Source organism: Nocardiopsis potens DSM 45234, assembly GCF_000341105.1.
Lineage (GTDB): Bacteria > Actinomycetota > Actinomycetes > Streptosporangiales > Streptosporangiaceae > Nocardiopsis_A > Nocardiopsis_A potens.
Map to the genome: position 1 here is coordinate 1 of NZ_ANBB01000024.1, position 24,873 is coordinate 24,873.

Consider the following 24,873-nt stretch of genomic DNA (forward strand, 5'->3'; position numbering starts at 1 on the left):
CGGCGGGCCTGCAGCCGGAGCAGCGCCGCCACGGTCTGCAGGTTGTTCTTGACCCGGTGGTGGATCTCCCGGATGGTGGCGTCCTTGGTCATCAGCTCGCGCTCGCGCCGGCGCAGCTCGGTGACGTCGCGGACCATGACCAGCGCGCCGACCCGCACCCCGTCGTTGACCAGCGGGATGGCGCGCAGCTGCACGGTGGAGCCGCGCGCCTCCACCTCCGCCTCGCGCGGGGCCCGGCCGCCCGCGGTCCAGGTCAGCGACTCGTCCCGGGCGTCCCCGGCGGAGGCCAGGGCGAGCGTGGTGCGGGCCAGGCTGGTGCCGTACAGGTCGGCGGTCAGCCCCAGCCTGCGGTAGGCCGAGAGCGCGTTGGGGCTGGCGTAGACCACGTCGCCGCCCTGGTCCAGGCGGAGCAGCCCGTCGCCGACCCGCGGCGAGCGGACCATGAGCGGCTCCTGGTCGCTGAACGGGAACTGGCCCTCGGCGATCATCTGCGCCAGGTCGCTGGCGCTCTGCAGGTAGGTGAGTTCGAGCCGGCTGGGGGTGCGCGCGGAGCTCAGGTTGGTGCTGCGCTGGATCACCCCGATGAGCTTGCCGTCCCGGCGGACCGGGATGGCCTCCTCGCGCACCGGCACGCCGCCGGACCAGTCGGGGTCGCCCTCCCTGCGGATCCGGCCCTCCGCCCACGCCCCGTCGATCAGCTCCAGGCGCGCGGTGATGCGGGGGCGGTCGGCCTCGTCGGCGGCGCGCGCGGTCTCCGCGGAGAGCTCCGTCTCCACCAGGTCGTCCTGGAAGGCGGTGGGGCCGGTGGTGGGCCGCATCTGGGCGACCGAGACCCAGCCGGTGTCGTCGCGCATCCGCACCCACAGCACGAGGTCGGCGAAGGAGAGGTCGGCCAGCAGCTGCCAGTCGGAGACCAGCGAGTGGAGCCACTCCAGGTCCGCGCTCTTGAGTGCGGTATAGCGTCGGATCAGGTCGCTGAGGTGAGGCACTCACAGATCATCCCACGGGTGGAGGCATACTCGAGGAACGTACTCGACCAGTGGTCCACACCAGTGGGCCCGCGTGCACCGCGACGGCGGGTGGAGGCAGAACGACGTGACGGGTCAGCGAACGATCCGCGAGGATCCCCGGGTCCCCAAGTACTACCAGGTCAAAAAGCAGCTCCTGGAGCTGATCGAGACCATGTCCGCGGGCGAGCCCGTTCCTCCCGAGCGCACCCTCGCCGCGGAGTTCGGCACCTCCCGGACCACCGTGCGCCAGGCCCTCACCGAGATGGTGGTCGAGGGGCGGCTGCTGCGCATCCAGGGCAAGGGCACCTTCGTCGCCCAGCCCAAGGTGGCCCAGGTGCTCCAGCTGCAGAGCTACACCCAGGAGATGCGCGCGCACGGCCTGCACCCGGCCACCCGGATCCTGGACGTCAGCTACATCAACGCCGACGACCAGCTGGCCGAGCTGCTGGCGATCCGCTCCGGCGGGCGGGTGCTGCGGATCGAGCGGCTCCGGCTGGCCAACGGCGAGCCGATGGCGGTGGAGACCGCGCACCTGGCGGCCCGCCGGTTCCCCGGGCTCCGCCGGCAGCTGGACCGGTACGCCTCGCTGTACGAGGCGCTGGCCTCCGCCTACGAGGTGCGGCTGGCCGAGGCCGAGGCGACCATAGAGACGGTGCTGGCCACCCCGGACGAGGCGCGGCTGCTCGGCGTGGACGTCGGCCTGCCGCTGGTGCTCCACTGCCAGCACAGCTTCGACGCCGACGGGCACCCGGTGGAGTGGGTCCGCTCGCTGTACCGGGGCGACCGGTACAAGTTCGTCACCCGGCTGCGCCCGCCGGACCGGGACTGACCCCCGCCCCTCTTGTCCTGATGCGACGCGGATCACTACGGTTCTTTTGAACTCACCGGTAACGTGACCGCGGACCAGGACAGCGAGGCAGGACATGGACACGCCCCCCTTCTCCGGGCGGATCGAGGGCCACGGCGGCGCGCACGCGGTGGCCGTCGCCCGGCACCACGGCGCCGACACGATGTTCACGCTGAGCGGCGGGCACGTGTTCCCGCTGTACGACGCCGCGGTCAAGCCGGAGCCGACGATGCGGCTGCTGGACGTCCGGCACGAGCAGACCGCGGTCTTCGCCGCCGAGGGCGTCGGCAAGCTGACCCGGCGGGCCGGGCTGGCCGCGGTGACCGCCGGCCCCGGCGTCACCAACGCGGTCAGCGGCGTGGCCACCGCGCACTTCAACGGCTCCCCGATGGTGCTGATCGGCGGGCGCGCCCCGGAGGCCCGGTGGGGCCAGGGCCTGCTCCAGGAGCTGGACCAGCCGCCGCTGCTGGAGTCGGTCACCAAGCTCTCCCGGACCGCCCGCACCACCGGCTCGATCGCCGCCGAGGTGGACGAGGCGTTCCGCACCGCCAACGCCGCGCACCGCGGCCCGGTCTTCCTCGACGTGCCGATGGACGCCCTGTACGACCAGGCCTCGGTGGAGCCGGGCGGCGCCGCCGCGGAGCGCCCCGCCCCCGACCCCGGGGAGGTCTCCGCGGTGGCCCGGCTGATCTCCGAGGCCGAGCGGCCGGTGCTGGTGCTCGGCTCCGACGTGTGGCTGGACGGCGCCGAGGACGCCGCCCTGGAGACCGCCGAGGAGCTGGGCGTCCCGGTGGTCACCAACGGGCAGGGCCGCGGGCTGCTGCCGGGCGGCCACCCGCTGCTGGCCAACCGGGCCCGCGGCGCCGCCCTGGGCCGCGCCGACCTGGTGGTGGTCGTCGGCACCCCGCTGGACTTCCGGCTCGGCCACGGCCTGTTCGGCGGCAGGGACGGCGCGCCCCTGGCCAAGGTCGCGCACGTCGCCGACTCCCCCGGCCAGCTGGCCGCGCACATGGTCCCGGCCGCCACCGCCGCCGGCGACCTGTCCGCGGTGCTGCGCGGCATCGGTGACGAGGCCCGGCCGCGCCCGGAGGTCCGGGAGTGGCGCGCGGAGATCACCGCGGCGGCGGCGCGGGCCGCGGCCGCCGACGCGGAGGTGCTGGCCAGCGGCTCCGACCCGATCCACCCGGCGCGCGTCTACGGCGAGCTGAACAAGGTGCTGGCCGAGGACGCCGTGGTGATCGGGGACGGCGGCGACTTCGTCTCCTACGCGGGCAAGTACATCGAGCCGAAGCGCCCGGGCAACTGGCTGGACCCGGGGCCGTTCGGCTGCCTGGGCACCGGGATGGGCTACTCGATCGCCGCCCGGCTGTCCCGCCCCTCCTCCCAGGTGGTGACCCTGCTCGGGGACGGCGCCGCCGGCTTCTCCCTGATGGACGTGGACACCCTGGTCCGGCACCGGCTGCCGGTGGTCATGGTCTGCGGCAACAACGGCGTCTGGGGCCTGGAGAAGGCGCCGATGCGGATGCTCTACGGCTACGACGTGGCCGCCGAGCTCACCCCGCAGACCCGCTACGACGAGGTGGTCCGCGCCCTGGGCGGCGGGGGCGAGCTGGTGACCGACCCGGACGAGATCGGCCCGGCCCTGAAGCGCGCCTTCGACTCCGGGGTGCCCTACATGGTGAACGTGGCCACCGACCCGGACGACGTCTACCCGCGCAAGACCATGGGCGTCTGACCCGCCCCCGGGGTCCCGGGCCCCGCCCCCGATGATCTTGACGTTGCGGGGGTATCAGAGCGCTCTGCTGCCCCCGCAACGTCAAGATCATCGCCCAAGGGCGCGGCCGGAGCGCTCAGCCGGCCGCGGAGGCGATGAAGCGCTCCCGGTCGACCACGACCCGCTCCACGGTCCCGTCGGCGACCACCCGGCCGCCGCCGGGGCCGCCCTCCTGCACCGCTTCGACGGCGAAGACCAGCCGGCGGCCGTCGGCCTCGCGCAGCTCGGCGCGGACCCGGACGCGCGCGCCCACCGGGCTGGCCGCGAGGTGGCGCAGGCCGACCGAGGTGCCCACCGTGGTCCTGCCCGGCTCCAGGCGGCCGGCCAGCGCCGCCACCGTCGCCTCCTCGGCCAGCGCGAGCACCCGCGGCGTGCCGAGCACCGGCACGTCGCCGCTGCCCAGCGCCTGCGCGGTGTCGGCGGGGCCCACTTCGAGCCGGGCCTCCCCGGTGAGGCCGGGACGCGGTTCCTCGATATCGCTCATGGTCCGGAAACCTACCCGGGGGCTGTTCGGCGGCGGCGGGCAGGCCCCTCCCGTTCCCGATGATCGTGACGTTGCGGCCCCGTCGGCGCGCGTCGACGGGGCCGCAACGTCACGATCATCGGCCGGGGCGGGCTACCAGCGCGGCCGGGCCCGGTGCAGGGCGCGCGCCGCGGCCTCGACCACCTCGGGGTCGTACTCGCCGCCGGAGTCCATCCGCAGCCGCTCCAGCACCGCCTCGCCGCGGTCCGGGTCGACCGACTCGCCGACCAGGTCGTCGAAGGCGTTGGCCACCTTGATGATCCTGCTGCCCAGCGGCGGCGGCCCGGCGGCGCCGTCGCCCTCGCACCCCTCGCACTGCCGGCGGACCAGCTCGGCCACCGGGTCGAGCACCCCGGTCTCCCGGATGATCGCCGAGCCCAGCTCCGCGATGCGGCGCTGCTCGCGCGGGGCGGCCAGCACGGTGGCGCCGCTGGCGATCGGGTCGCGCAGGGACAGCTGGCCGATGTCGTGCATCAGCGCCGCGTACTCCAGCTCGCGCAGCTCCGACTCGCGCATGCCCAGCTCGCAGCCGATCGCGGTGGCCAGTTCGGAGACCCGGCGGGAGTGGCCGGCCTCCACGTAGCCGCCGACCTCGGTGACCCGGGACAGCGCGCGCACGGTCTGCAGGTAGGTCAGCCGGATGTCGGCGAACCGGCGGAACGCCACCTGGGTGACGAGCAGCGGCGCGATGAACACCAGCAGGCCGACCAGGCCGGTGGCGGTGCAGGCCAGCGAGATCAGGATGCCGGTGGCGCCGATCGCCATGCCGATGCCGAACTGGGCGCGGAACTCGTCGCGCAGCGCCACCGAGATGCGGGTGCCCACCCGCTCGGCGCGGATCAGCGCGGCCAGGGCGGCGTCCACGCACCAGGCGGCCAGGACCAGCGCGATCATCACCGCCAGGGTCAGCCACCAGTCGCGCGGCGCCGGGGAGAGCAGGTCGGCGAAGGGGCGGAAGGCGGCGGCCAGGGCCACCGCCGTCAGCAGGCGCCGGGAGAGGTCGCTCCAGCGCGGGCCGCGCCCCACCGCGATGTGCGGCAGCTCGCCCAGGGCCAGCCCGAGCGCGACCACCGCCACCACCTGCTCGGCGGAGTGGTGCACCGGCCGGCCGCCGATGTCGGCGAGGAGCGCGTAGCCGATCGCGCCGGCCGAGGCGATGGGCGCGGTCTCCCGGCGGCCCGGCAGGGTGATCCGGACCAGCTCGCCGACCGCGATGAGCACGCCGAAGGCGAGCGCGACCTGGGTGTCGGCGAACCCCGCGGCCAGCGTCCAGACCAGTGCGCCCAGCCCGCAGACCACCGCGGCGGCGATCACCCACATCCGGACCGGGTCGATGCGGGTCGGCCCTCCGCGGCCGCGCAGCGGGCTCCTCGCCCCCTGGGCCATCACCGGTCGCCCTCCCCGGCGACGCGCAGCGGGACGCTCGGGTCGTCGTGGTCCTGCTGGGCGACGTCGGCGCCGTCGTCCGGCGGCTCGATGTCGACCGGCGGGTCCCAGCCGTCCCGCTCGACCGCCCGGACCAGCGCCTCCACCATCCGCGGGTCGAACTGCTCGCCGGCGCAGCGGCGCAGCTCGGCGACGGCCTCCTCGACCGAGCGGGCCTTGCGGTAGGAGCGGGTGGAGGTGATGCAGTCGAAGACGTCGGCGACCGAGACGATCCGGGCGCACTCGGGGATGTCCTCCCCGGCCAGGCCCATCGGGTAGCCGCGGCCGTTCATCTTCTCGTGGTGGTGCATGATTCCGGCCAGCGCCTCGTCGAGGAAGCCGATCTCGCGGACGATCTCGTAGCCGCGCATCGGGTGCAGCTGGATCGCGGCGAACTCCTCCTCGGTGAGCCCGCCCGACTTCTGCAGCACCTTGGTGGGGACGCCCAGCTTGCCGATGTCGTGCAGCATTCCGGCATAGCGGACGTTGCGCACCCGCTCGGCGCTGAGGCCGAGCTCCTGGGCGATCATCCCGGACGCCTTGGAGACCCGCATGCAGTGGCCGCGGGTGTAGTAGTCCTTGGTCTCCACCGCCTGGGCCAGGGTGGCCAGGGTGGCGTCGTGCGCGTGCTGCTCGGCGACGTACTGGTAGAACGCCCAGCGCGCGATGAACAGCGGCAGCAGCACCAGGAGCACCGCGAACAGCCCGACCAGGTCCCAGATGGCGGCGATGAGCAGGCCGAGCATGGCGTAGCCGAGGGAGGCCAGCTCCAGGCCGACCACCGGGCGCCAGCGCATCCGGCCGGGCCGGCGCAGCTGCAGCACGCCCAGGCAGCGCAGCAGGCCGGCGATGAGCGCGCCGTTGACCGCGGTGTGCACCAGGATCGCCGCCGTGTAGGGCAGCACGATCCACGGGAAGTCATCCCGGTCCGGGACCCCCATCCGCCCGCCCAGCAGCAGGTAGGCGTGGCCGGCCGCGTAGCCGGCCAGGGCGAACTGGGCGCCGTTGAAGAACCGCTTGACCAGGTTCTGCCGGCGCAGCACCACCAGGACCGAGCAGAACCCGACCACGGCGGCGCCGACCGGACCGGTGAGCACGACGGCGGCCAGGGCCGCCGAGGAGCTCGGCGAGATGCCGGTCCGGTCGCCCTCGCCGCCGCCGTTGTCGACCATCGTGCTGATCGACTCGGCCACCAGGAACAGGACCGCGAGGAGGACCAGGGTGACCGGTTCGATCCCGGAGTAGGGTCCGGCGGCCAGCACCGCGAGGGCGCTCAGGACGACGAGGCCGACGTACAACCGCGCCGCTACCGGCAGCGAACGCAATTCTCCGTACCTCCTGCCCCATTGCCGACCGAACCGTCATGATTTCATCGTTTCCGTTCTACCACCAGGACCAGCCTCCCGCTGCGTTGACCAGCAAGAGAGCGGCCACCATCAGCGTGTGCAGCAGTGCGATGATCCCCGTCATGTCGCCTCCGCCTCCCTCGGTTCCGGCCGCCGCCCCCTGCGACCCGGCACGGATCCCCCCTCGGGGGCGGCAAGCGAATTACCCCAAACGGTCGATATGGCGGCCAGTTTAACGGCCTGTTCGAGGGCCCCGATTTCCGCGGACCGAACCGTGAGCCAACCGTGAGAAACGGTGTTCATCCCCGTTCCGGAATGCGAAACTACGAATCCGTTTCGAATTCCATTCAACTACTCGGAGTGATTATGGGCGCCGCCCCCGGCCTTCGCCGACCACCTGTCCGCGCGGAGCATTCGGCAGGTCACGGCGGAGATGAGGCGTCTACCGGCGACGGAGAGTCACGGCCCCGGCGGCCGCGCCGGCCAATGGGCCCCTTGCCCGCCTTCCGGGAGGCCGGATAAAAATTGATTCGACCATCGGGCGTGTCGACCGGCCACCGTTCCACCCATCCCCCATTTCACCGCCATTCGCGAATAACGACCGCTTGACACCGTTACATGCCGAATGCCGCACATCACGAAAATTCACGGGGGATGAGGTGAATCGCAGGAGAACGCACCGGTCGTCCCGGAAGGTCCCCGGGGTGCGGGCACGGAAAAAGCGGCGCCCCGCAGCTGCGGAACACCGCTTCCGGGCGGCCCCGGCCGGGCCGGGCTCGCGGTCACTCCACCGCGCCCTCCCGCTCGACCAGGTCGGTCCGGGCCGCCTCCAGCCGGAACAGCACCTTGCTGCGCAGGTCGTCCGGGACCGGGTCGCAGCCGCAGCACTTGGCCACCAGCTTCTTGACGACCTCCTCCAACCCGTACTCCTCCAGGCAGGGGCGGCACTCGTCGAGGTGGCGGCGGACCTCCTCGCAGCCGGCCTCGGCCAGCTCGCCGTCGATGTAGGTGTAGAGGTTCGCGAGAACCTCGCTGCACGGTGTCTCGTGCGTTCCTCCGCAGCTCATCGCCGTTCCTTCCGCGCCGCCCCGCCCTGGGAGGCTCCCGTGGCCACCGATTCCCTACCCGACCCGCCGGCCCCGCCGAGGCCTTCGCTGGAGAGGATCCCGCGGTCCACCGCGTACTCCTCCAGCAGGGTTCTGAGCTGCCGCCGCCCCCGGTGCAGCCGCGACATGACCGTCCCGATCGGGGTGTCCATGATCTCGGCCACCTCCTTGTAGGCGAAGCCCTCGACGTCGGCGAGGTAGACCGCGATGCGGAAGTCCTCCGGGAGCTCCTGCAGGGCGCGCTTGACGTCGCTGTCGGGGAGGTGCTCCAGCGCCTCGGCCTCCGCGGACTTCAGGCCGCTGGAGGAGTGCGACGCGGCCTGGGCCAGCTGCCAGTCCTCGACGTCCTCCGTACCGGCCTGCTTCGGCTCGCGCTGCTTCTTGCGGTAGGAGTTGATGAAGGTGTTGGTGAGGATGCGGTACAGCCAGGCCTTGAGGTTCGTGCCTTCCTTGAACTGGTGGAACGACCCGAAGGCCTTGGCGAATGTCTCCTGGACGAGGTCCTCGGCGTCGGACGGGTTGCGCGTCATGCGCAGCGCCGCCGAATACAGCTGGTCCAGGAACGGGAGCACGTCCCGTTCGAACCGGGCCCCCCGCTCGTCGAGTGTCTCCTGGCCTTGACTCAAGCCCGCCTGCCTCCTTGTACTGGTGTGCCGTGGGGCAACCGTCGCCTCACGATACGACGCCCAAGGAGCGGACCGCACGTCCGGACCCGCAGGTCGCGCGGTGGAGGGCCGGTCGAGCACCGGATCCTCGGTCACAGTCGGCATCGACCTCGCTGACCTCCTCTTCGACTTCCCGTTCCGATGCGTCCCCGGCGGGCCGGGCGCCCTGCCGGGACGATGAAGGTGCCAACAACGGCGCTCCCCCGCTGATTCCGGCGGCCGGACCGGCGCCGAAACCCGAGAACGCGACCGGAATTCCTCGCACCGCCTGCCCCCACCGGGTGATGCGTGCAAGAGTGCGGGTAGAACCGTCAGCAAAGACGTGGGAGAGGAGTGTCGTGCGCCCGTCCTCCAGTTCCGCGGCCCGTGAGCAGGCGTCCCCCCGAGGCGATGCCGCCGCGGAGCCGCCACCGCCCCGGTCCCCCGCGGCGCACTTCGCCACCACCGATTCGCTCACCGCCTACTGGCGGTTCTACTGGGCCGTGGCCGGGACCCAGCTCGCCCGCTGGCTCCCGGAGGAGCCGGGCGTGCTGCTCGACATGTCCGCCCCGGACTTCCGCGGCGCGCCGCGCGCGCTGGCCGCCGGGCACGACGTGGTCACCCTGCTGCCCTCCGCCGAGACCGCGCCCCGCCGGACGCTCTCCCTGGTCAACGGGAGCGCCCAGGTACCGCGCCGGCGGCGCTCCCCCGGGCGGCTCCGCCCGGTCGTGGGCGACCCGGCCAACCTGGACGGCTTCGCCTCCGGGGCGTTCGACGGCGTCATCGCGGACAACAGGGTGCTCTCCCGGCAGCTGGCCACCGAGGCCTCGCTGGCCGAGATCGCGCGGGTGCTCCGGCCCGGCGGCCGCACCCTGATCTGCGTCGACTCGGTGGTGCTCGGCATGGCCCTCCTCGCCGAGCAGGACTGCTGGCCGGAGCTGAGCTTCGCGCCCAGCGCCGACGTGCTGCTGGTGCCCTGGCCGGACGGCTCCATCACCCGGTGCTTCACCGCCGAGCAGCTCACCGAGCTGCTGGCCGGGGCCGGCCTGGAGGTGGAGTGGATCCGGCCGCGCACCGTACTGTCCGCCTCCACCGTGGAGCACATGGTCGAGTCCGACCCCCGGGCGCTCAACCGCCTGGTCGAGATGGAGCTGCGCGCCGAGGAGTCCGACGACTACGTGGGCGTGCACCTGCTGGCCAGCGCACGCAAGTCGGATTAGGCCGCCGCCGACCGCGATGACCGCCGCGGCCCCGTCGGAGCGCTCCGGCGGGGCCGCGGCGCCGAGACCACGGCGGAAGCGGGTGGACCGGGCGCCGCTCCCCGCTCGGCAGCGGCGCCCGAAGGGGGCCGGGGCCCGCCCGTCCTCCGCCGGGGCCTTCCGGCCCCGGCGCCGTCCGGCCGTCCTGCGGGCCCCGGGTGCGGCTCAGTCGGCGAGCGGGAGGTAGACCCGCTTGCCCTGCTCCGCGAACTCGGCCGACTTGTCGGCCATGCCCTTCTCGATGGCCTCGACCGTGGACAGGCCGTTCTTCTCCGCGTAGTCCCGCACGTCCTGCGAGATGCGCATGCTGCAGAACTTCGGCCCGCACATGGAGCAGAAGTGCGCGGTCTTCGCCGGCTCCGCGGGCAGCGTCTCGTCGTGGAAGGACTGCGCGGTCTCCGGGTCCAGCGACAGGTGGAACTGGTCCTGCCAGCGGAACTCGAACCGCGCCCGGGACAGCTCGTCGTCCCACTCCTGCGCCCTGGGGTGCCCCTTGGCCAGGTCCGCGGCGTGCGCGGCCAGCTTGTAGGTGATGACGCCGGTCTTGACGTCGTCCCGGTTGGGCAGCCCCAGGTGCTCCTTGGGGGTGACGTAGCAGAGCATCGCCGTGCCGTGCCAGCCGATCTGGGCGGCGCCGATGGCGGAGGTGATGTGGTCGTAGCCGGGCGCGATGTCGGTGGCCAGCGGGCCCAGCGTGTAGAACGGCGCCTCGCCGCACAGCTCCTCTTCGAGCCGCACGTTCTCGGCGATCTTGTGCATCGGGACGTGCCCGGGGCCCTCGATCATCACCTGCACGTCGTGCGCGCGGGCGATGTGCGTGAGCTCGCCGAGCGTGCGCAGCTCGGCGAACTGCGCCTCGTCGTTGGCGTCGGCGATGGAGCCCGGGCGCAGGCCGTCGCCGAGCGAGAAGGTGATGTCGTAGGCCCGGAAGATCTCGCAGAGCTCCTCGTAGTGGGTGTAGAGGAAGCTCTCCTTGTGGTGGGCCAGGCACCAGGCGGCCATGATCGAGCCGCCGCGGGACACGATTCCGGTGATCCGCCTGGCGGTCAGCGGGACGTAGCGGAGCAGCACGCCGGCGTGCACCGTCATGTAGTCCACGCCCTGCTCGGCCTGCTCGATCACGGTGTCCCGGTAGATCTCCCAGCTCAGCTTGGTCGGGTCGCCGTCGACCTTCTCCAGCGCCTGGTAGATCGGCACGGTGCCGATCGGCACCGGCGAGTTGCGCAGGATGCGCTCGCGGGTCTCGTGGATCCGCTTGCCGGTGGACAGGTCCATCACGGTGTCGGCGCCCCACCGGGTGGCCCACACCATCTTCTCCACCTCCTCCTCCACCGAGGAGGTGACCGCGGAGTTGCCGATGTTGGCGTTGATCTTCACCAGGAACCTCTTGCCGATGATCATCGGCTCGGACTCCGGGTGGCGGCGGTTGGCCGGGATGACCGCCCGGCCGACGGCGACCTCGGAGCGGACGAACTCGGGGTCCATCCCCTCCCGCGCCGCGATGTAGCGCATCTCGGGGGTGACCACCCCGGCCTTGGCGTAGGCCAGCTGGGTGACCGCGCCGCCGATCGGCTCGCGGGCCCCGATCCACTCCGCGCGCATCGGGGCCAGGCCCCGGTGGACGTCGATGTCGGCGGTGGAATCGGTGTAGGGCCCGGAGGTGTCGTACAGGTCGAAACGGGTGCCGTTGCCGAGTCCGACGCGGCGGTGCGGCACGCGGAGCACCGCACCGGTATCGGGGTCGGTGACCTCGTGGTAGGCCTTCTCCGAGCCCATGATGGGGCCGGTGGTCACCTCATGTCGGACGTCACGGTCGTCAAGCGCCGTCAAGGCACGCCTCCCTACGTCGGAATTACCCGAACAGGTTCTGCGGTCGGCGGCACCGGCCCCCTTCTGGGGGCAGCCGCCCTCTCAGCCCGCCAAGGCGCGAGCTCCCGCGTGCTATCGATTTGTCGAACCGCGCACCGCCGTCGCGGTGCGCGCCGCGCCGTCGCGCGGCGGATCATATGACCGGGGCCACCATACACAGAGCGCTACCGCCGCTCCACCCCCGCCCCTCCCCGCCCGGCGCCGGCCCCGGGGCGAGGGGGCGGGCCGCGGCCGGAAGCGCAGGGGTCAGAAGAGGGTGGCCGGCTCGGCCGCGGCGGCCTCCGCCGGGTCCGGCGGGTCCAGCAGCGCGGGGCCGTTGTTCTTGATGCTGTTGACCGCCGCGGAGACCTCGCGGAGCTCCAGGCCGCCGACGGGGGTGGCGTCCATCGCGCCGCGCACCGCGTCCCAGCCGGAGGCGGGGTCGAGCCAGGCGTCCCACTCCTCCGGCGGCAGCACGATCGGCATCCGCTCGTGCACGCCGGCCAGATCGCCGCGGGCCTCGGTGGTGACCACGGTGCAGCTCCACACCCAGGCGGCGGGGTCGCCGTCGGGCCGCGCCGGGTCGCGCCAGCGCTCGAACAGCCCGGCCAGCGCCAGCGGCGAGCCGTCCGGGTAGGCGACGGAGAAGGGGCGCTTGCGCGACTTGGCCTTGCGCCTGCGGTGCCCGGGGTCGGTGGCGGGCGAGGTGCCCGCCTCGGCGGTGCCGGGGGCGGCGTCCGGCAGGTACTGCCACTCGTAGTAGGCGGTGGCGGGCAGCAGGCAGCGGCGGCGGCGCAGCGCGTCCCGGAAGGCGGGCTTGTCCGCCACGGTCTCGCTGCGCGCGTTGATCATCTTGTAGCCGACCGCGGCGTCCTTGGCCCAGGAGGGGATCAGGCCCCAGCGGAACGTGCCCATGCCCTGCGGCCCGCGCGGCGCGTCCGGCCCGCGGCGGCCCGGCGGCGTGCCGAGCACCGCCTGCACGCTCTTGCCCGGGGAGATGTTGTAGTCCGGCTCCAGCTCCTCCAGCGGCGGCATGGCCGGGCCGCCGCCGACCGGAGCGGGGGCGGCTCCGGGGATGTCGAAGGCCAGCTGGAGTCCATGCAGGTTGCGAGCCTGGGCGAAGCGTCCGCACATGGGACGAGTCTGCCATCCCGCGCGGACCGCCCGCGCCGCGGCCGCCGGAAGGCCGGTCCGGGCCCGCGGGGCGGCATTCCGTGAATCGATGCCCGTATTCCTCACCCCTCTTTCCCCGACATTCCGCCGACCTGGCGGACTTTTTCTTGAACATCGATTCATTTTTTCGCTTTTCCGCAGGTCAGAGCGAATATGAACAGACGTCTCATGTTTGCTTTCCGCCGTTCTCCGAGTAAGAATCGGGGGCTCCCAGCGGCCGACCCCGGAACCGGGCCCACGGCCATGCCCGGATCCGGGCGCCGCCATTCCCACCGACACCCCGAGGAGGGGCCATGATCCATGCCCGCGGACTGACGCGGAGCTTCACCACCCAGCACGGAAGGGTGGACGCCGTGCGCGGCCTGGACCTGGACGTGGAGCCGGGGACGCTGGTCGCGTTCCTCGGCCCGAACGGGGCCGGGAAGAGCACCACCCTGCGGATGCTCACCACGCTGCTGCCGCCCACCTCGGGCACGGCGACCGTGGCCGGCGCCGACATCGCGACCGATCCGGCCGCGGTGCGCGCCCGGATCGGCTACATCAGCCAGAAGAGCAGCGCCGCGGACACCCAGCGGGTCGGCGACGAGCTGTTCTACCAGGGCCGGGCCTACGGGATGAGCCGGGGGCGGGCCCGCCGCCGGGCCGGCGAGCTGCTGGACCGGCTCGGCCTGGCCGACCTCGCCGACCGCAAACCGGTCTCGCTCTCCGGCGGCCAGCGCCGCCGGGTCGACATCGCCCTGGGGCTGGTGCACGGCCCGCCGCTGCTCTTCCTGGACGAGCCCTCCACCGGGCTCGACCCGCACAGCAGGGCGGAGATCTGGAGCACCATCCTGCGGCTGCGCGAGGAGACCTCGATGACGCTCTTCCTCACCACCCACTACCTGGAGGAGGCCGACAGCATGGCGGAGCGGGTGGTGATCATCGACCGGGGCCGCACCATCGCCGACGGCACCGCCGAATCGCTCAAGGCCGAACTGGCCGGGGACCGGGTGACCGTCGCGCTGCACGAGGCGGACGACGCCGACCGGGCGGCGCGGGTCGCCGCCGGGTTCGCCACCGCCCCGGACCGGGTCTCCCGCCTCGCCCCGGGCGAGTCCGCGCCCGGCACCGCCGACGCGCTCAACGGCTCCCGGGACGGCGCCGCCCGGGTGACCGCGCAGGTCGCCGACGCCGACGCCGCGCTTCCGGTGCTGCTGAGCGCACTGGAGGCCGCCGGGGTGAAGACCGCGGCCGCGCGCGGCGCCCGCCCCACCCTCGACGACGTCTTCCTCTCCCTGACCGGCCGCAGCCTCACCGAGGAGCAGGCCGCCGACGACCCCCAGGCCCACCACCAGCCCGAGAAGGAGCCCTCCGCATGACCGCCACCGCCCCGTCCGCCCCCTCCCCGGCCGGCGCCGGGTTCGCCCGCGACGTCGCCACCGTCTTCCAGCGCGAGATCCGCCCCTCCCTGCGCGAACCGCTGGGGCTGATCCTCTCCCTGGGGCAGCCGCTGCTCCTGCTGTTCTTCTTCGGCCCGCTGCTCGGCGGCGCCCAGGGGGTGGGCGCCCCGGGGGCCGGCGGCGACTCCTCCTGGCAGTGGTTCGTGCCCGGGGTGCTGGTGATGCTCTGCCTGTTCGGGCCGATGATGTCCGGCTACAACCTGCTCACCGAGCTGCTCACCGGCTCGATGGAGCGGATGCTGGTCAGCCCGATCGACCGGAGCGCGATGCTGGTCGGCCGCACGCTGAAGGAGTTCGCGGTACTGCTCGCCCAGGCGGTGCTGATCATCGCCCTGGCGGTCCCGCTGGGCTTCCGGCTGCACCCGGCGGGCATCCTGGCCGGCCTGCTGCTGCTCGGCGTCTTCGGCATCGGCCTGGGCGCGTTCTCGTTCTTCCTGGCGATGAAGTCGACGCCGAGCGGGGAGCTGTTCTACGGCGTCACCCAGCTGGCGCTCTTCCCGCTGATGCTGCTCTCCGGGGTGCTGCTGCCGATGGACTTCGGCCCGCGCTGGCTGCAGATGGTCGCCCTGGCCAACCCGGTCAGCCACATCACCGACGGCGTCCGCGCCCTGTTCTCCGGCGCCTACACCGACCCCTCGGTCCTCTGGGGCTTCCTGGCCGCGGGGGCGATCGCCGCCGCCGGCCTCCTCCTCGGCAACCGCGCCATCCGCAAGGGCGTCGGCGTCTGAGAGAACCGGCGACGGCCCGGCCCCGGCCGGGCGCGGGCCCCGCCTCCCCCGGCGGGGCCCGCGTTCGGGGGCGGGCGGGGTCAGGTCCCGGCGACCTCGATCACCGGTTCGTGGCGGACCGGGAAGTTCACCGAGCGGGCGATGAAGCAGGCGCGGCCGGCGGCCTCGTGCAGGTGCTCGGCCTTCTCCGCCATGGAGGCGTCGGCGACGGTGACCACCGGGTGCAGTACCGCCTCGGTGAACTCGCCGCCGGAGTCGGCGTGGGTGACCATGGTGGCGGTCGCGGTGTCCCGGTAGCCGACCACGTCCACCCCGGCGCCGACCGAGAGCGCCAGGTAGGACAGCATGTGGCACTCGCTCAGCGCGGCCAGCAGGAAGTCCTCCGGGTTCCAGCGCTCCGGGTCGCCGCGGAAGGCCTTGTCCGCGGAGCCCTTCAGGGTCGGCCGGCCGGGGGCGGAGACGTCGTGGTCGCGGCCGTAGCCGCGGTAGGTCGCGGTGCCGGTGCCCGTGTTCCCGGTCCACTCGACGCTGACCTCGTAGTGGTGGCTCTTGTCCTTGGCGTGCACGGCGGGCTCCTCCGGGGTCGGGGCGGCGCGGGCGTTCGGCGTCCAGTCTGGCACCGGGCCCGCGGCGGGGGCCGCGCGGCCGGGCGTTACCGGCGGGGCGGCCGCTAACCTGGGGGCATGCCTGCTGACGCCCCGAACTGGCCTGCGCCGACCGCCTCCAGCGCCGTGGACGCCACGGTCGAACTGCCCGGCTCCAAGTCGATGACCAACCGCGCCCTGGTGCTGGCCGCGCTGTCGGAGACGCCGACCGCGGTCCGGCGCCCGCTGCGCAGCCGCGACACCGACCTGATGGCGGCGGCGCTGCGCGCGCTGGGCGCCCGGATCACCGAGGACGGCGGCGACTGGGCCGTCTCCCCCGCCCCGCTGCGCGGCCCGGCCCGGCTGGACGTGGGCAACGCCGGCACCGTGATGCGCTTCGTGCCGCCGCTGGCCGCGCTGGCCGACGGCGACGTGCACTTCGACGGCGACCCGCGCGCCCGGGAGCGGCCGGTCGGGCCGCTGCTGGAGGCGCTGCGCGCGCTCGGCGCCGGCATCGACGACGAGGGGCGCGGCGCGCTCCCGCTGACCGTCCGCGGCACCGGGGCGCTGCGCGGCGGCCGGGTCGTACTGGACGCCTCCGGTTCCTCCCAGTTCGTCTCCGCGCTGCTGCTCGCCGGGGCGCGGTTCACCGAGGGCGTCGAGGTCCGGCACGAGGGCCCGCCGGTGCCCTCCCGGCCGCACCTGGACATGACCGTGCAGATGCTGCGCGAGGCCGGGGTGTCGGTCGACGACTCCGAGCGGGACGTGTGGCGGGTCGCCCCCGGCCCGGTGAAGGCCGCCGAGATCGCGGTCGAGCCGGACCTGTCCAACGCCGCCCCGTTCCTCGCCGCCGCGCTGGTCGCCGGCGGCCGGGTCACCGTGGCGGGCTGGCCGCGCCGCACCGCCCAGCCCGGGGACGCGCTGCGCGACCTGTTCTCCCGGATGGGCGGGGAGGTCTCCTTCGACGACGCCGGCCTCACCCTGCGCGGCACCGGGGCGGTGCACGGCATCACCGCCGACCTGCGCGAGGTCGGCGAGCTGACCCCGACCATCGCGGCGGTGGCGGCGCTGGCCGACTCGCCGTCCCGGCTGACCGGCATCGCGCACCTGCGCCGGCACGAGACCGACCGGATCGCCGCGCTGGCCCGGGAGGTCAACCGGCTCGGCGGCGACGCCGAGGAGCTCCCGGACGGCCTGGTGATCCGCCCGCGCCCGCTGCACGGCGGCGTGTTCCGCAGCTACGAGGACCACCGGATGGCGACGTCCGGCGCCGTGATCGGGCTCGCGGTGCCCGGGGTGGAGGTGGAGGACATCGCCACCACCGGCAAGACGCTGCCGGACTTCCCCGCGCTCTGGTCGGAGGTGGTGGCGTGAGGGGCGGCGGCCGGCACCTGGACGAGGACGACATCCGCGTCCGGGCGCGCGGCGGCTCCCGCCCCCGCACCCGGATCCGCCCCAAGCACGAGAACGCCCGGGTCGGCATGGTGCTCACCGTCGACCGGGGCCGCTACCGGTGCCTGGTCGACGGCCGGCAGGTCAGCGCGATGAAGGCCCGGGAGCTGGGCCGCGGCCGGATCGTGGTGGGCGACCGGGTGGCCCTGGTCGGCGACCTGTCCGGGGTTCCGGACACGCTGGCCCGGATCGTCCGGGTGGAGGAGCGCTCCTCGGTGCTGCGCCGCACCGCCGACGACACCGACCCGGTGGAGCGGGTCATCGTCGCCAACGCCGACCAGCTCGTCATCGTGTGCGCGCTGGCCGACCCCGAGCCGCAGCCGCGGTTCATCGACCGCTGCCTGGTCGCCGCCTACGACGCCGGGCTGGAGCCGCTGCTCTGCCTGACCAAGGCCGACCTGGCCGGCCCCGAGGAGCTGCTGGCCGGCTACGCGGCGCTGGACCTGCGCGCGGTGGTCACCGACCACCGCGGCGACCTGACCGAGCTGCGCGGCCTGCTCGAAGGGCGGGCCAGCGTGCTCGTCGGCTCCTCCGGGGTGGGCAAGTCGACGCTGGTCAACCGGATCGTCCCGGAGGCCGAGCGGGCCGTCGGCCGGGTCAACCCGGTGACCGGGCGGGGCCGGCACACCTCGACGTCGGCGGTGGCGCTGCCGCTGGACGAGGGCTGGATCATCGACACCCCGGGGGTGCGCAGCTTCGGCCTGGCGCACATCGCCCCGGACGACGTGGTGGCGGGCTTCCCCGACCTGGAGGAGGCGGTGGAGGAGTGCCCGCCCGGCTGCCCGCACGCCGAGGGCGCCGACGGGTGCGCGCTGGACGCCTGGCTGGACGCGGGCCGGCTGGGCCCGGCCCGCGTCGGTTCGCTGCGCCGGCTGCTGGCCGGCCGGGCCGGCGAGGAGGAGGCCGTCACCGGCTGACCCCCGCCGGGGGCGGCCCGGCTCAGCAGACGCCGTCGCCCGGCTTCGGGTTGGCCAGTCCGAACAGGGTGCGGGCGCGCAGGCCCGCCCAGGTGCCGGCCAGCGCCGCCACCGCCCACAGCCAGCCGTGCAGGCTGCCCGAGGCGATCCCGGCCAGGTAGGCGCCGATGTTGCAGCCGCCGGCCAGCCGGGCGCCGATGCCCATCAGCACCCCGCCGATCAGGCCGGCGGCGGCGGTGTTCCAGGCGAGTCCGGTGTGCAGGCGCCAGGACCCGGCCGCGGCGGCGGCGATCGCCGCGCCGAGGATGATGCCGATGTCGGTGAGGCTGGTCTTGTCGGCCAGGACCGGCCCGGCGAGCTGCGCGGCCTGCTCCGGCCGGCTCCAGAACGCCCACTCCTCCGGGTGCGCGCCGAGCAGCTGGAGCAGCTTGGCGCCCCACAGGTTGAACGCCGAGGTGATGCCCCAGGCGCCGCCGGAGACCAGCAGCACCGCGCCGCCCAGCACGGCCAGCGCCGCCGCCCCGGCCGTCATCGGCCAGCCGCCCCGGATGACCCGCAGCGCCCCGGAGGCGGTGGGCACCGCGCCGACCGGCGGCGGGACCCGGCGGTTCTGCACCGCGCGGGTGCCCACCACCACGGCGAGCAGCACGGCCACGGTGATCGCCCAGGAGCCGGCCCAGCCGACGTACTCGGAGAGCAGGAGCGGCGGCAGGGCGGGCAGGTCGGCGACGAGCGGCCAGGCGGCGCTGTAGACCACCGAGCCGATGACGAACCCGGCCAGGGTGACGAGGATGGCCGACTGGCCCGAGCCGACCGCGAAGAGCGTCCCCGAGGCGCACGCGCCGCCCAGCTGCATGCCGACGCCGAAGAGGAACGCGCCGAGGAGGAGCGCGATGCCGATGGGCCCGGCCGACGGCTGCGGGTCGCTGCCGAACAGCCCGGTCCCGGTGCCGATGATCAGGGCGAACAGGGTCGCGGTGGTGCCCAGCAGCAGGGCGTGGGCGCGCAGCCCGGCGCCGTTGCCGACGGCGATGAGCTGCCGCCAGGCCGAGGTGAAGCCGAACCTGGAGTGGAACAGCGCCACCCCGAGCCCGGTGCCGAGCAGCAGCAGGACGGCGGGGAGCGCCCCGTGCACGGCGCCCGTGTAGGCGGCGAGCGCGGCGGCGGCCGCCAGGGCGACGGCCAGCGGGCCGCGGCGGACCGGGCCGAGGCCGGGCGGCCGGGGCGGGGGCGCGGACAGGGCGGGCGGCCGGTTCAGCGCGAGCAGGGGTGCCGGGGCGGCGGGCCCGGCTCCGGGCCCGCCCGCCGGTGCGGGGTCGGCGGATCTCGATGTCACGGCGTCTCTCTCCAGGGGATCGCGGGCGGCCTCCGGGGCCGGCTGCGGGCGGCGGGAAGAACGCACCGGTACCGCCGCCGTGCGCGGCGCGGGGAACCCGCGGGTCAGGGAGGCCGGAACGCCCCGGTGGAGGGGCCCGGCCGGGAGAGGGGTCGCCCGGTGTCAGCGCACGCTTCGACGGCACCGGCGGCGACAGAGGCCGTCATCGGTGCTCGTCAGCGACATGGAGATGAGCACCATGCGCAGGAACCGAGTCGGACCGGACATGTTTCGCAATGGTACGCGCCCGGTCCCGGCCCGGTCCGCCCGGGGCCTCCCCGGTGGAGCGGGGCGGAGGCCGCTTCGGAACCGGGGCGGCGCCCCGGCCCGCTCAGACGTCGACGGTGCCGCCGCAGCGCCAGTAGCGGGAGCCGTCGCGGTCGAGGAAGCCCTCGTCGACCAGGGAGCGGCGGAGCAGGGCGTGGTCGGAGTAGAAGGCCCGCAGCATCGCGTTGACCTCGGGCTCGGTGTAGCGCAGGCCGGGTTCGAAGGCGCGGGCCACGTGGTCGAGCAGGATGAGCCGCTTGGCCCGCTGGACCGGCAGGGTGAGGATGCGGCCGTCCCGGGTGAAGGAGCGGAGCACCCGGGCCTGGTCGGCGGGGGTGCCCTCGGGGACGGGGGCCGCGGAGCGGTCCTCGGCGGCGGCGGTGACCGCGGCCCGGAGCGTCTCCGGGCGGGGCGACCACCGCCCCTCCGCGGAGCGGGCCGCGATGCCGCCGCGCTCCAGCTGGTCCAGGGCGCGCAGCGCGTCCTTCACCGGCAGGCCGGAGCGGAGCGCGACCTCCTCGCCGGTTCCGGCCCCCAGGACCAGGGCGGAGAAGGCGCGCAGCCGTTCGGGGGCGCTGAGCAGGCCGAGCAGGCGCAGGGCGTCGGGGTCGGACATGACCGCCATGCAACCAGAGGTCTCCGCCATCCGTCGCCTCCTTTCCGGCCGGGCGCCGGCGGGCTCCGGGCCGGCGGCGGGTCAGCCGCCCTCCTCCGCCCCGCGGACGCCCAGCTCGTCCAGGCGCGCGAGCAGCTCGGCGGGGTCGGCGTAGACCCGGTAGGCGCCCGCACGCTCCAGTTCGTCCCTGCCGTACCCGCCGGAGAGCACTCCGACGCCCAGCGCGCCGGCCCGGCGGGCGGCGAGCATGTCCCACACGCTGTCGCCGACGACGACCGTGTGCCGCGGGTCGACGCCGAGGTGCGCGGCGGCGGCCAGGAACAGGTCGGGGTCGGGCTTGGCGAACCGGACCTGGTCCCGGGTGACCATCGGGGTGTCCTCGGGCAGGCCGAGGAGCTCCAGGGCGTGCCCGGCGGTGCGGCGCTGGCCGCTGGTGGCGATGGCCCAGGAGATGCCGCGGGCGCTGAGCGTGCGCAGCAGCTCGGTGGCGCCGGGCAGCGGGACGACCGACGAGTGCTGGCGAAGGTACTCCACGGCGTGGTCCTCCACCGCCTCGGCCACCTGCTCGGTGGAGAGCCGCAGCCCGGTCTCGCGCATCAGCGCGTTGACGAACAGGCCGCCGCTCATCCCGATCCGGCGGTGGATCCGCCACACCGACAGCTCGATGTCGGCCTTGGCCAGGGCGTTGCGCCAGGCGATGACGTGCTGGTAGACGCTGTCGATCAGGGTGCCGTCCAGGTCGAACAGCAGGGCCGGTGCGACGGGCTCGGGGAAGGCCGCGGTGGTGCTCGATTCGCTCACCCCGCCAGTCTCGCCCCGGGGCCGGGCCGTTGGAAAGCGGCGCACCGGAGGTTCCCCTGAGGTTCACCCGCCCCATGCGCACCGGCCCGGCCGGGGCGCGGACCCGGCCGGGCCGGGCCGGGCGTCAGGGCGCGCCCGCCCGTCCGCGCCCGGCGAGCGCGGCGGCGACCACCTCCGTGAACGGCCGCGGCGCGTGCCCGGTGAGGTCCGCGACGACGGTGGTGGTCCGGTCCTCCGCGCCGGCCGCGATCGCCGTGTCCAGGCCGGCGAGGAGGCCGGCGTACTCGGCCGGGAGGCCCGCCTCGGCCAGTCCGGCGGCCAGTTCGCCGGCGCCGACGGAGCGGTGCCGCACCGGCCGCCCGAGGGCCGCGCCGAGGATCGCGGCGACCTCGTCGTGGCTCAGCGCCTCCGGTCCGGTGATGATGTGGTCGGTGTTGTGCGGCTCGGGGTCGGTGAGGGCCGCCGCGGCCACGTCGGCGATGTCGTCGGCAGCGACGAAGGCGACCCGCCCCCGCCCCGCGGCGGTGACGATCTCGCCCCGCTCGCGGGCGCTCCGGGCGTGCGGGTGGTCGCCGGTGAAGTTCTCCATGAACCAGGACGGCCGGAGCACCGCCCACTCGCCGAAGAGCTCGCCCAGCCGGGTCTGGACGGCGCCCAGGCCGGGCGCTCCCGGTTCGATCGCGGACGAGCCGAGCAGGACGGCGCGGCGGACGCCCGTCCGCGCGGCGAGTTCGAGGAACGGCCGCATGACCGGTTCCGGGTCGGGGTCGCCGACCGGTGCGAGCAGGTAGACGGCGGTGGCGCCCGCCAGCGCAGCGCGGTGGGTGGCGGCGTCGTACCAGTCGAAGCGGGCCCGGCCGCCGGCGCCGCTCCTGGAGGCGGCCCGGACCGGCAGGCCCCGGTCGGCCAGTCTGCGGGCGATCCGGCTTCCGGTGGTCCCGGTGCCGCCGGTGACGAGGATGCTCATCGGGCGCCCCCTCCGTCCGCCGCCGGGAAGGGGGAGAGCGGGTTCCGGTGGCCGCGGCGGCGGCCGATGAAGCCGGCCGCGTCCTTGGCGGGGAGGGGCCGCAGGCCCCGTGGGAAGAGCTCGGCCGGGTCTTCTGGCATGGGTGCGCCTCTCACTGTCCGGACCCCGGCCCGCTATGATGCGGACCAGCGGTCCGGTTCAACTTAACGGACCGATGGTCCGTTTATCAAGGAGGGTGCTCCGTGCGCGCAGACGCCGTGCGCAACCGGGAGGCCGTGCTGCGCGCCGCCGGCCGGCTCTTCGACGCCGCCGACGACCCGGAGCGGGTGTCGATGGACGACGTCGCCGCCGCGGCCGGCGTCGGCAAGGGCACCCTGTTCCGGCGGTTCGGCGACCGCGCCGGGCTGATCCGGGCGCTCTACGAGGAGCGGGCCGAGCGGCTGTACGCCTCCCTGGAGCCCGACCCCGGCCGCCCCGCCGCCGACGCCGTCGGCGACCTGATGAGCGCGCTGCTCCGGTTCAAGATCGAGAACCGGGCGCTGGCCCGCGCCTTCGAGAACGCGGGCGGCGGCCCGTACACCGCCTCCGGCTACGACCGCCTGCACTCCCGGCTCACCGGGCTGATGACCGAGGCGCGCGGCCCGGACTCCGCCGACTTCCTCGCCCACGCCCTGCTCGCCGGGGTCCGCAGCGACCTCGTCGAGCACCTCGGCGACTGGCCGGAGGAGCGCCTCCGGGCCGGGATGGCCGCCCTGGTGCGGTCGGTGCTGTCCGGCGGCGGCTCCCCCGGCCGGCCAGAGCGGTGATCCCGGTGCCGCGGCCCCCTCAGAGCGCTCCGGCGGGGCCGCGGCACCGGGATCACCGGGGAGGGGCCTCCCGGACCGGGGCCTCGGCGATGCCGGCGACCGCGGCGACGATGCGGTCCGCGGCGCGCTCCGGGTCGGTGGGCAGCAGCACGTAGGAGAGGCTGAGCCTGACCGCGACCTCGGTCATCGCCTCGCCCCGGCGGCCCAGGCCGGGGTGGTGGCGGCGCAGGTAGGCGTCGATCCGCTGCTCCAGCGCCACGTGCAGCGGCTCGGCCCTGGTGGTGAGCACCGGGAGGAGTTCGTCGTCACCGGTGATGATGGCGCGCAGCAGCGGGTCCTCGGCGGTGGTGGCCAGGGTCCAGCGGGCGGCCGCGGCCACCGTGCCGGCCGGCGTCCCCCGGTGGCCGGCCAGGATCCGCTCGACCCCGTCCAGGAACCGGTCCGCCTCGCGCAGCACCACGGCCTGGAGCAGCCCCTCCTTGGTGCCGAACTCGTTGTACAGGGTCTGCCGGGACACCGCGGCGGTCTGCGCGATGTCGGCCATCCGCATGCGCGACCAGCCCCCGGCCACGACCGCGCCGTAGGCGGCGTCCAGCAGCCGCTCGCGGACGCCGCCGGTGCGCGGGGGGCCGGGGTGTTCGGTTCGGGCCGTCATAGGGCCATCGTGTCAAAGATCCGGGCGGCCCCGGGCCGGACTCCGCGGAGGGCGGGGCGGATGAGACGGGTGGGGCGCACGGGGCACCCCCTGCCCGCCCGATCGGCCGGGCAGGGGGTGCCGCCCTGTCTGAGCGCGCCCCGGAGCGGTACCGTTACACGCCATGGCGGCCTTTGACGACGACCTGCGTCTGGCCCACGTCCTCGCGGACGCGGCCGACGACCTGTCCATGCAGCGCTTCCGCGCCCTCGACCTGCGTGTGGAGACCAAACCGGACCTGACCCCCGTGACCGAGGCCGACCAGGCGGTCGAGGAGACCCTGCGCAGCGTGCTCTCCCGGGCCCGCCCCCGGGACGCGGTGGTCGGCGAGGAGTACGGCAAGACCGGGAACAGCAGCCGGGTGTGGGTGCTCGACCCCATCGACGGCACCAAGAACTACGTCCGCGGGGTGCCGGTCTGGGCCACCCTGATCGCCCTGCTGGAGCACGACCGCCCCGTGGTCGGCCTGGTGTCCGCCCCGGCGCTGCAGCGCCGCTGGTGGGCCTCGCTGGGCGGCGGCGCGTGGACCGGCCGCAGTCTGACCAAGGCGTCCCGCTGCTGGGTGTCGAAGGTGGCGGAGCTGGAGGACGCCTCGCTCTCCTTCTCCGAGATGTCGGAGTGGGAGGAGCAGGGGCGGCTGGAGTCCTTCCTCGGGCTGACCCGGAACGTGTGGCGGACCCGCGCCTACGGCGACTTCTGGTCGCACGTGATGGTCGCCGAGGGCGCGGTGGACATCGCCGCCGAACCGGAGCTGTCGCTGTGGGACGCCGCCCCGCTGCCGATCATCCTGGAGGAGGCCGGCGGCCGCGCCACCGACCTGCGCGGCCAGGCGTTCACCGACGGCGGCGCCCTGGTCTGCACCAACGGCGCCCTGCACGACAAGACCCTGATGTGGCTGAACGGCGGGCCGACCCCGGTCCGCTCCGACTGACCCTCCGAACCGCCCGCGCCCGCCCCGGCGCCGCGCCCCGGACCTCCCGGCGGCCCGGTGCCGGGGCGGAGCCGTGTCCGCCCCGCGCCGGACGCGCCCCGCCGGTGTGACACCGCTCTCCCCGGGCCGCGGAGGCCCCGCCCGCCCGCGCCGCGCCCCGGTCCGGCCGCCCCGCTCCGAACAGGGGCCGCGGCGCCCCGCCCGGCCGCGGAGCGGCCCGGAACCCCCGCCGCAGAGGGGTTTTCGGCCCCCTGCTCACTTTGACGACACACGTCCCTTACGCGACGCTGATGCGCACTGGGGCACAGTGGCATCCCGGACCACTCCGGTCACCCGGGGCG

The 24,873-nt window shown here is 74.7% G+C and carries 23 protein-coding genes; 9 read left to right on the forward strand and 14 right to left on the reverse strand.

The genetic code is table 11. The annotated features are described in order from the left end of the window. A partial coding sequence (locus D459_RS0109200; RefSeq protein WP_017592710.1) for a histidine kinase N-terminal domain-containing protein occupies positions 1 to 989 on the reverse strand: 989 nt, incomplete at its 3' end. 106 nt (positions 990 to 1,095) lie between these two features. Here D459_RS0109200 and D459_RS0109205 point away from each other — a divergent pair. Next, positions 1,096 to 1,839 carry a GntR family transcriptional regulator gene (locus tag D459_RS0109205; RefSeq protein WP_017592711.1) on the forward strand — a complete coding sequence of 248 codons (744 nt, stop codon included), beginning with the start codon at positions 1,096 to 1,098 and terminating at the stop codon, positions 1,837 to 1,839. A gap of 94 nt (positions 1,840 to 1,933) precedes the next feature. Then, complete coding sequence (locus tag D459_RS0109210; RefSeq protein ID WP_017592712.1) at positions 1,934 to 3,592, forward strand: acetolactate synthase; 1,659 nt, start codon at positions 1,934 to 1,936, stop codon at positions 3,590 to 3,592. A gap of 115 nt (positions 3,593 to 3,707) precedes the next feature. On the opposite strand, the gene D459_RS0109215 is transcribed toward D459_RS0109210, so the two are convergent. The 5 genes from D459_RS0109215 to D459_RS0109240 all read right to left on the reverse strand — a co-directional run bounded on the left by D459_RS0109215 (position 3,708) and on the right by D459_RS0109240 (position 8,657). Next, positions 3,708 to 4,115 carry a thioesterase family protein gene (locus D459_RS0109215; protein WP_017592713.1) on the reverse strand — a complete coding sequence of 136 codons (408 nt, stop codon included), beginning with the start codon at positions 4,113 to 4,115 and terminating at the stop codon, positions 3,708 to 3,710. 132 nt (positions 4,116 to 4,247) lie between these two features. Then, positions 4,248 to 5,540: an HD-GYP domain-containing protein gene (locus tag D459_RS0109220; RefSeq protein WP_017592714.1), complete on the reverse strand. Its 1,293-nt coding sequence runs from the start codon at positions 5,538 to 5,540 to the stop codon at positions 4,248 to 4,250. After that, a complete protein-coding gene (locus tag D459_RS0109225; RefSeq protein WP_017592715.1) occupies positions 5,540 to 6,877 on the reverse strand; it encodes an HD domain-containing phosphohydrolase in 1,338 nt (445 codons plus the stop codon). The genes D459_RS0109220 and D459_RS0109225 overlap by 1 nt, the downstream gene beginning before the upstream one ends. A gap of 830 nt (positions 6,878 to 7,707) precedes the next feature. Further along, positions 7,708 to 7,992, reverse strand: a complete 285-nt coding sequence (gene rsrA, locus D459_RS0109235; RefSeq protein WP_017592716.1) for a mycothiol system anti-sigma-R factor — start codon at positions 7,990 to 7,992, stop codon at positions 7,708 to 7,710. After that, positions 7,989 to 8,657 (reverse strand): sigma-70 family RNA polymerase sigma factor, encoded by a 669-nt coding sequence (locus tag D459_RS0109240; RefSeq protein ID WP_026120217.1) that lies wholly within the window; start codon positions 8,655 to 8,657, stop codon positions 7,989 to 7,991. The genes rsrA and D459_RS0109240 overlap by 4 nt, the downstream gene beginning before the upstream one ends. A gap of 377 nt (positions 8,658 to 9,034) precedes the next feature. On the opposite strand from D459_RS0109240, the gene D459_RS0109245 reads away from it, so the two are divergent. Further along, positions 9,035 to 9,895 carry a methyltransferase domain-containing protein gene (locus D459_RS0109245; protein WP_017592718.1) on the forward strand — a complete coding sequence of 287 codons (861 nt, stop codon included), beginning with the start codon at positions 9,035 to 9,037 and terminating at the stop codon, positions 9,893 to 9,895. A 204-nt stretch (positions 9,896 to 10,099) separates the two neighbouring features. Here the strand turns inward: D459_RS0109245 and thiC are convergent, their stop codons facing one another. Together thiC and D459_RS0109255 are read right to left on the reverse strand one after the other, a co-directional pair. Further along, on the reverse strand, positions 10,100 to 11,764 hold the full coding sequence (gene thiC / locus D459_RS0109250) for a phosphomethylpyrimidine synthase ThiC (protein WP_040709628.1): 1,665 nt from the start codon (positions 11,762 to 11,764) through the stop codon (positions 10,100 to 10,102). A 285-nt stretch (positions 11,765 to 12,049) separates the two neighbouring features. Continuing rightward, complete coding sequence (locus D459_RS0109255; protein WP_017592720.1) at positions 12,050 to 12,916, reverse strand: SOS response-associated peptidase; 867 nt, start codon at positions 12,914 to 12,916, stop codon at positions 12,050 to 12,052. 332 nt (positions 12,917 to 13,248) lie between these two features. Here D459_RS0109255 and D459_RS0109260 point away from each other — a divergent pair, with 332 nt between their 5' ends. Continuing rightward, positions 13,249 to 14,313 carry an ABC transporter ATP-binding protein gene (locus D459_RS0109260; protein WP_017592721.1) on the forward strand — a complete coding sequence of 355 codons (1,065 nt, stop codon included), beginning with the start codon at positions 13,249 to 13,251 and terminating at the stop codon, positions 14,311 to 14,313. After that, positions 14,310 to 15,122, forward strand: a complete 813-nt coding sequence (locus tag D459_RS0109265) for an ABC transporter permease (RefSeq protein ID WP_017592722.1) — start codon at positions 14,310 to 14,312, stop codon at positions 15,120 to 15,122. Before D459_RS0109260 ends, D459_RS0109265 begins: the two co-directional genes overlap by 4 nt. An 80-nt stretch (positions 15,123 to 15,202) precedes the next feature. Here D459_RS0109265 and D459_RS0109270 read toward each other — a convergent pair whose 3' ends face one another. After that, a complete protein-coding gene (locus D459_RS0109270; protein ID WP_017592723.1) occupies positions 15,203 to 15,688 on the reverse strand; it encodes an OsmC family protein in 486 nt (161 codons plus the stop codon). A 117-nt stretch (positions 15,689 to 15,805) separates the two neighbouring features. Here D459_RS0109270 and aroA point away from each other — a divergent pair, with 117 nt between their 5' ends. Together aroA and rsgA are read left to right on the forward strand one after the other, a co-directional pair. Then, entirely contained in the window at positions 15,806 to 17,080 is a 1,275-nt protein-coding gene (gene aroA / locus D459_RS0109275; protein ID WP_040709630.1) for a 3-phosphoshikimate 1-carboxyvinyltransferase, read from the forward strand. Further along, entirely contained in the window at positions 17,077 to 18,075 is a 999-nt protein-coding gene (rsgA, locus tag D459_RS0109280; protein WP_017592725.1) for a ribosome small subunit-dependent GTPase A, read from the forward strand. The genes aroA and rsgA overlap by 4 nt, the downstream gene beginning before the upstream one ends. 22 nt (positions 18,076 to 18,097) lie before the next feature. Here the strand turns inward: rsgA and D459_RS0109285 are convergent, their stop codons facing one another. The 4 genes from D459_RS0109285 to D459_RS33555 all read right to left on the reverse strand — a co-directional run bounded on the left by D459_RS0109285 (position 18,098) and on the right by D459_RS33555 (position 22,101). After that, entirely contained in the window at positions 18,098 to 19,411 is a 1,314-nt protein-coding gene (locus D459_RS0109285) for a YeeE/YedE family protein (protein ID WP_017592726.1), read from the reverse strand. Positions 19,412 to 19,781: 370 nt separating this feature from the next. Continuing rightward, on the reverse strand, positions 19,782 to 20,363 hold the full coding sequence (locus D459_RS0109290; RefSeq protein WP_241484982.1) for a DUF2087 domain-containing protein: 582 nt from the start codon (positions 20,361 to 20,363) through the stop codon (positions 19,782 to 19,784). A gap of 51 nt (positions 20,364 to 20,414) precedes the next feature. Then, on the reverse strand, positions 20,415 to 21,134 hold the full coding sequence (locus D459_RS0109295; RefSeq protein WP_017592728.1) for an HAD family hydrolase: 720 nt from the start codon (positions 21,132 to 21,134) through the stop codon (positions 20,415 to 20,417). 124 nt (positions 21,135 to 21,258) lie between these two features. Next, positions 21,259 to 22,101, reverse strand: a complete 843-nt coding sequence (locus D459_RS33555) for an NAD-dependent epimerase/dehydratase family protein (RefSeq protein ID WP_017592729.1) — start codon at positions 22,099 to 22,101, stop codon at positions 21,259 to 21,261. Positions 22,102 to 22,343: 242 nt separating this feature from the next. Between D459_RS33555 and D459_RS0109310 the strand changes: the two genes are divergently transcribed. Then, positions 22,344 to 22,907 (forward strand): TetR/AcrR family transcriptional regulator, encoded by a 564-nt coding sequence (locus D459_RS0109310; protein WP_017592731.1) that lies wholly within the window; start codon positions 22,344 to 22,346, stop codon positions 22,905 to 22,907. A gap of 52 nt (positions 22,908 to 22,959) precedes the next feature. Here the strand turns inward: D459_RS0109310 and D459_RS0109315 are convergent, their stop codons facing one another. Continuing rightward, positions 22,960 to 23,562: a TetR family transcriptional regulator gene (locus tag D459_RS0109315; RefSeq protein WP_017592732.1), complete on the reverse strand. Its 603-nt coding sequence runs from the start codon at positions 23,560 to 23,562 to the stop codon at positions 22,960 to 22,962. Positions 23,563 to 23,725: 163 nt separating this feature from the next. Between D459_RS0109315 and hisN the strand changes: the two genes are divergently transcribed. After that, complete coding sequence (gene hisN, locus D459_RS0109320) at positions 23,726 to 24,532, forward strand: histidinol-phosphatase (RefSeq protein ID WP_017592733.1); 807 nt, start codon at positions 23,726 to 23,728, stop codon at positions 24,530 to 24,532. The last annotated feature ends 341 nt before the right edge of the window (positions 24,533 to 24,873 follow it).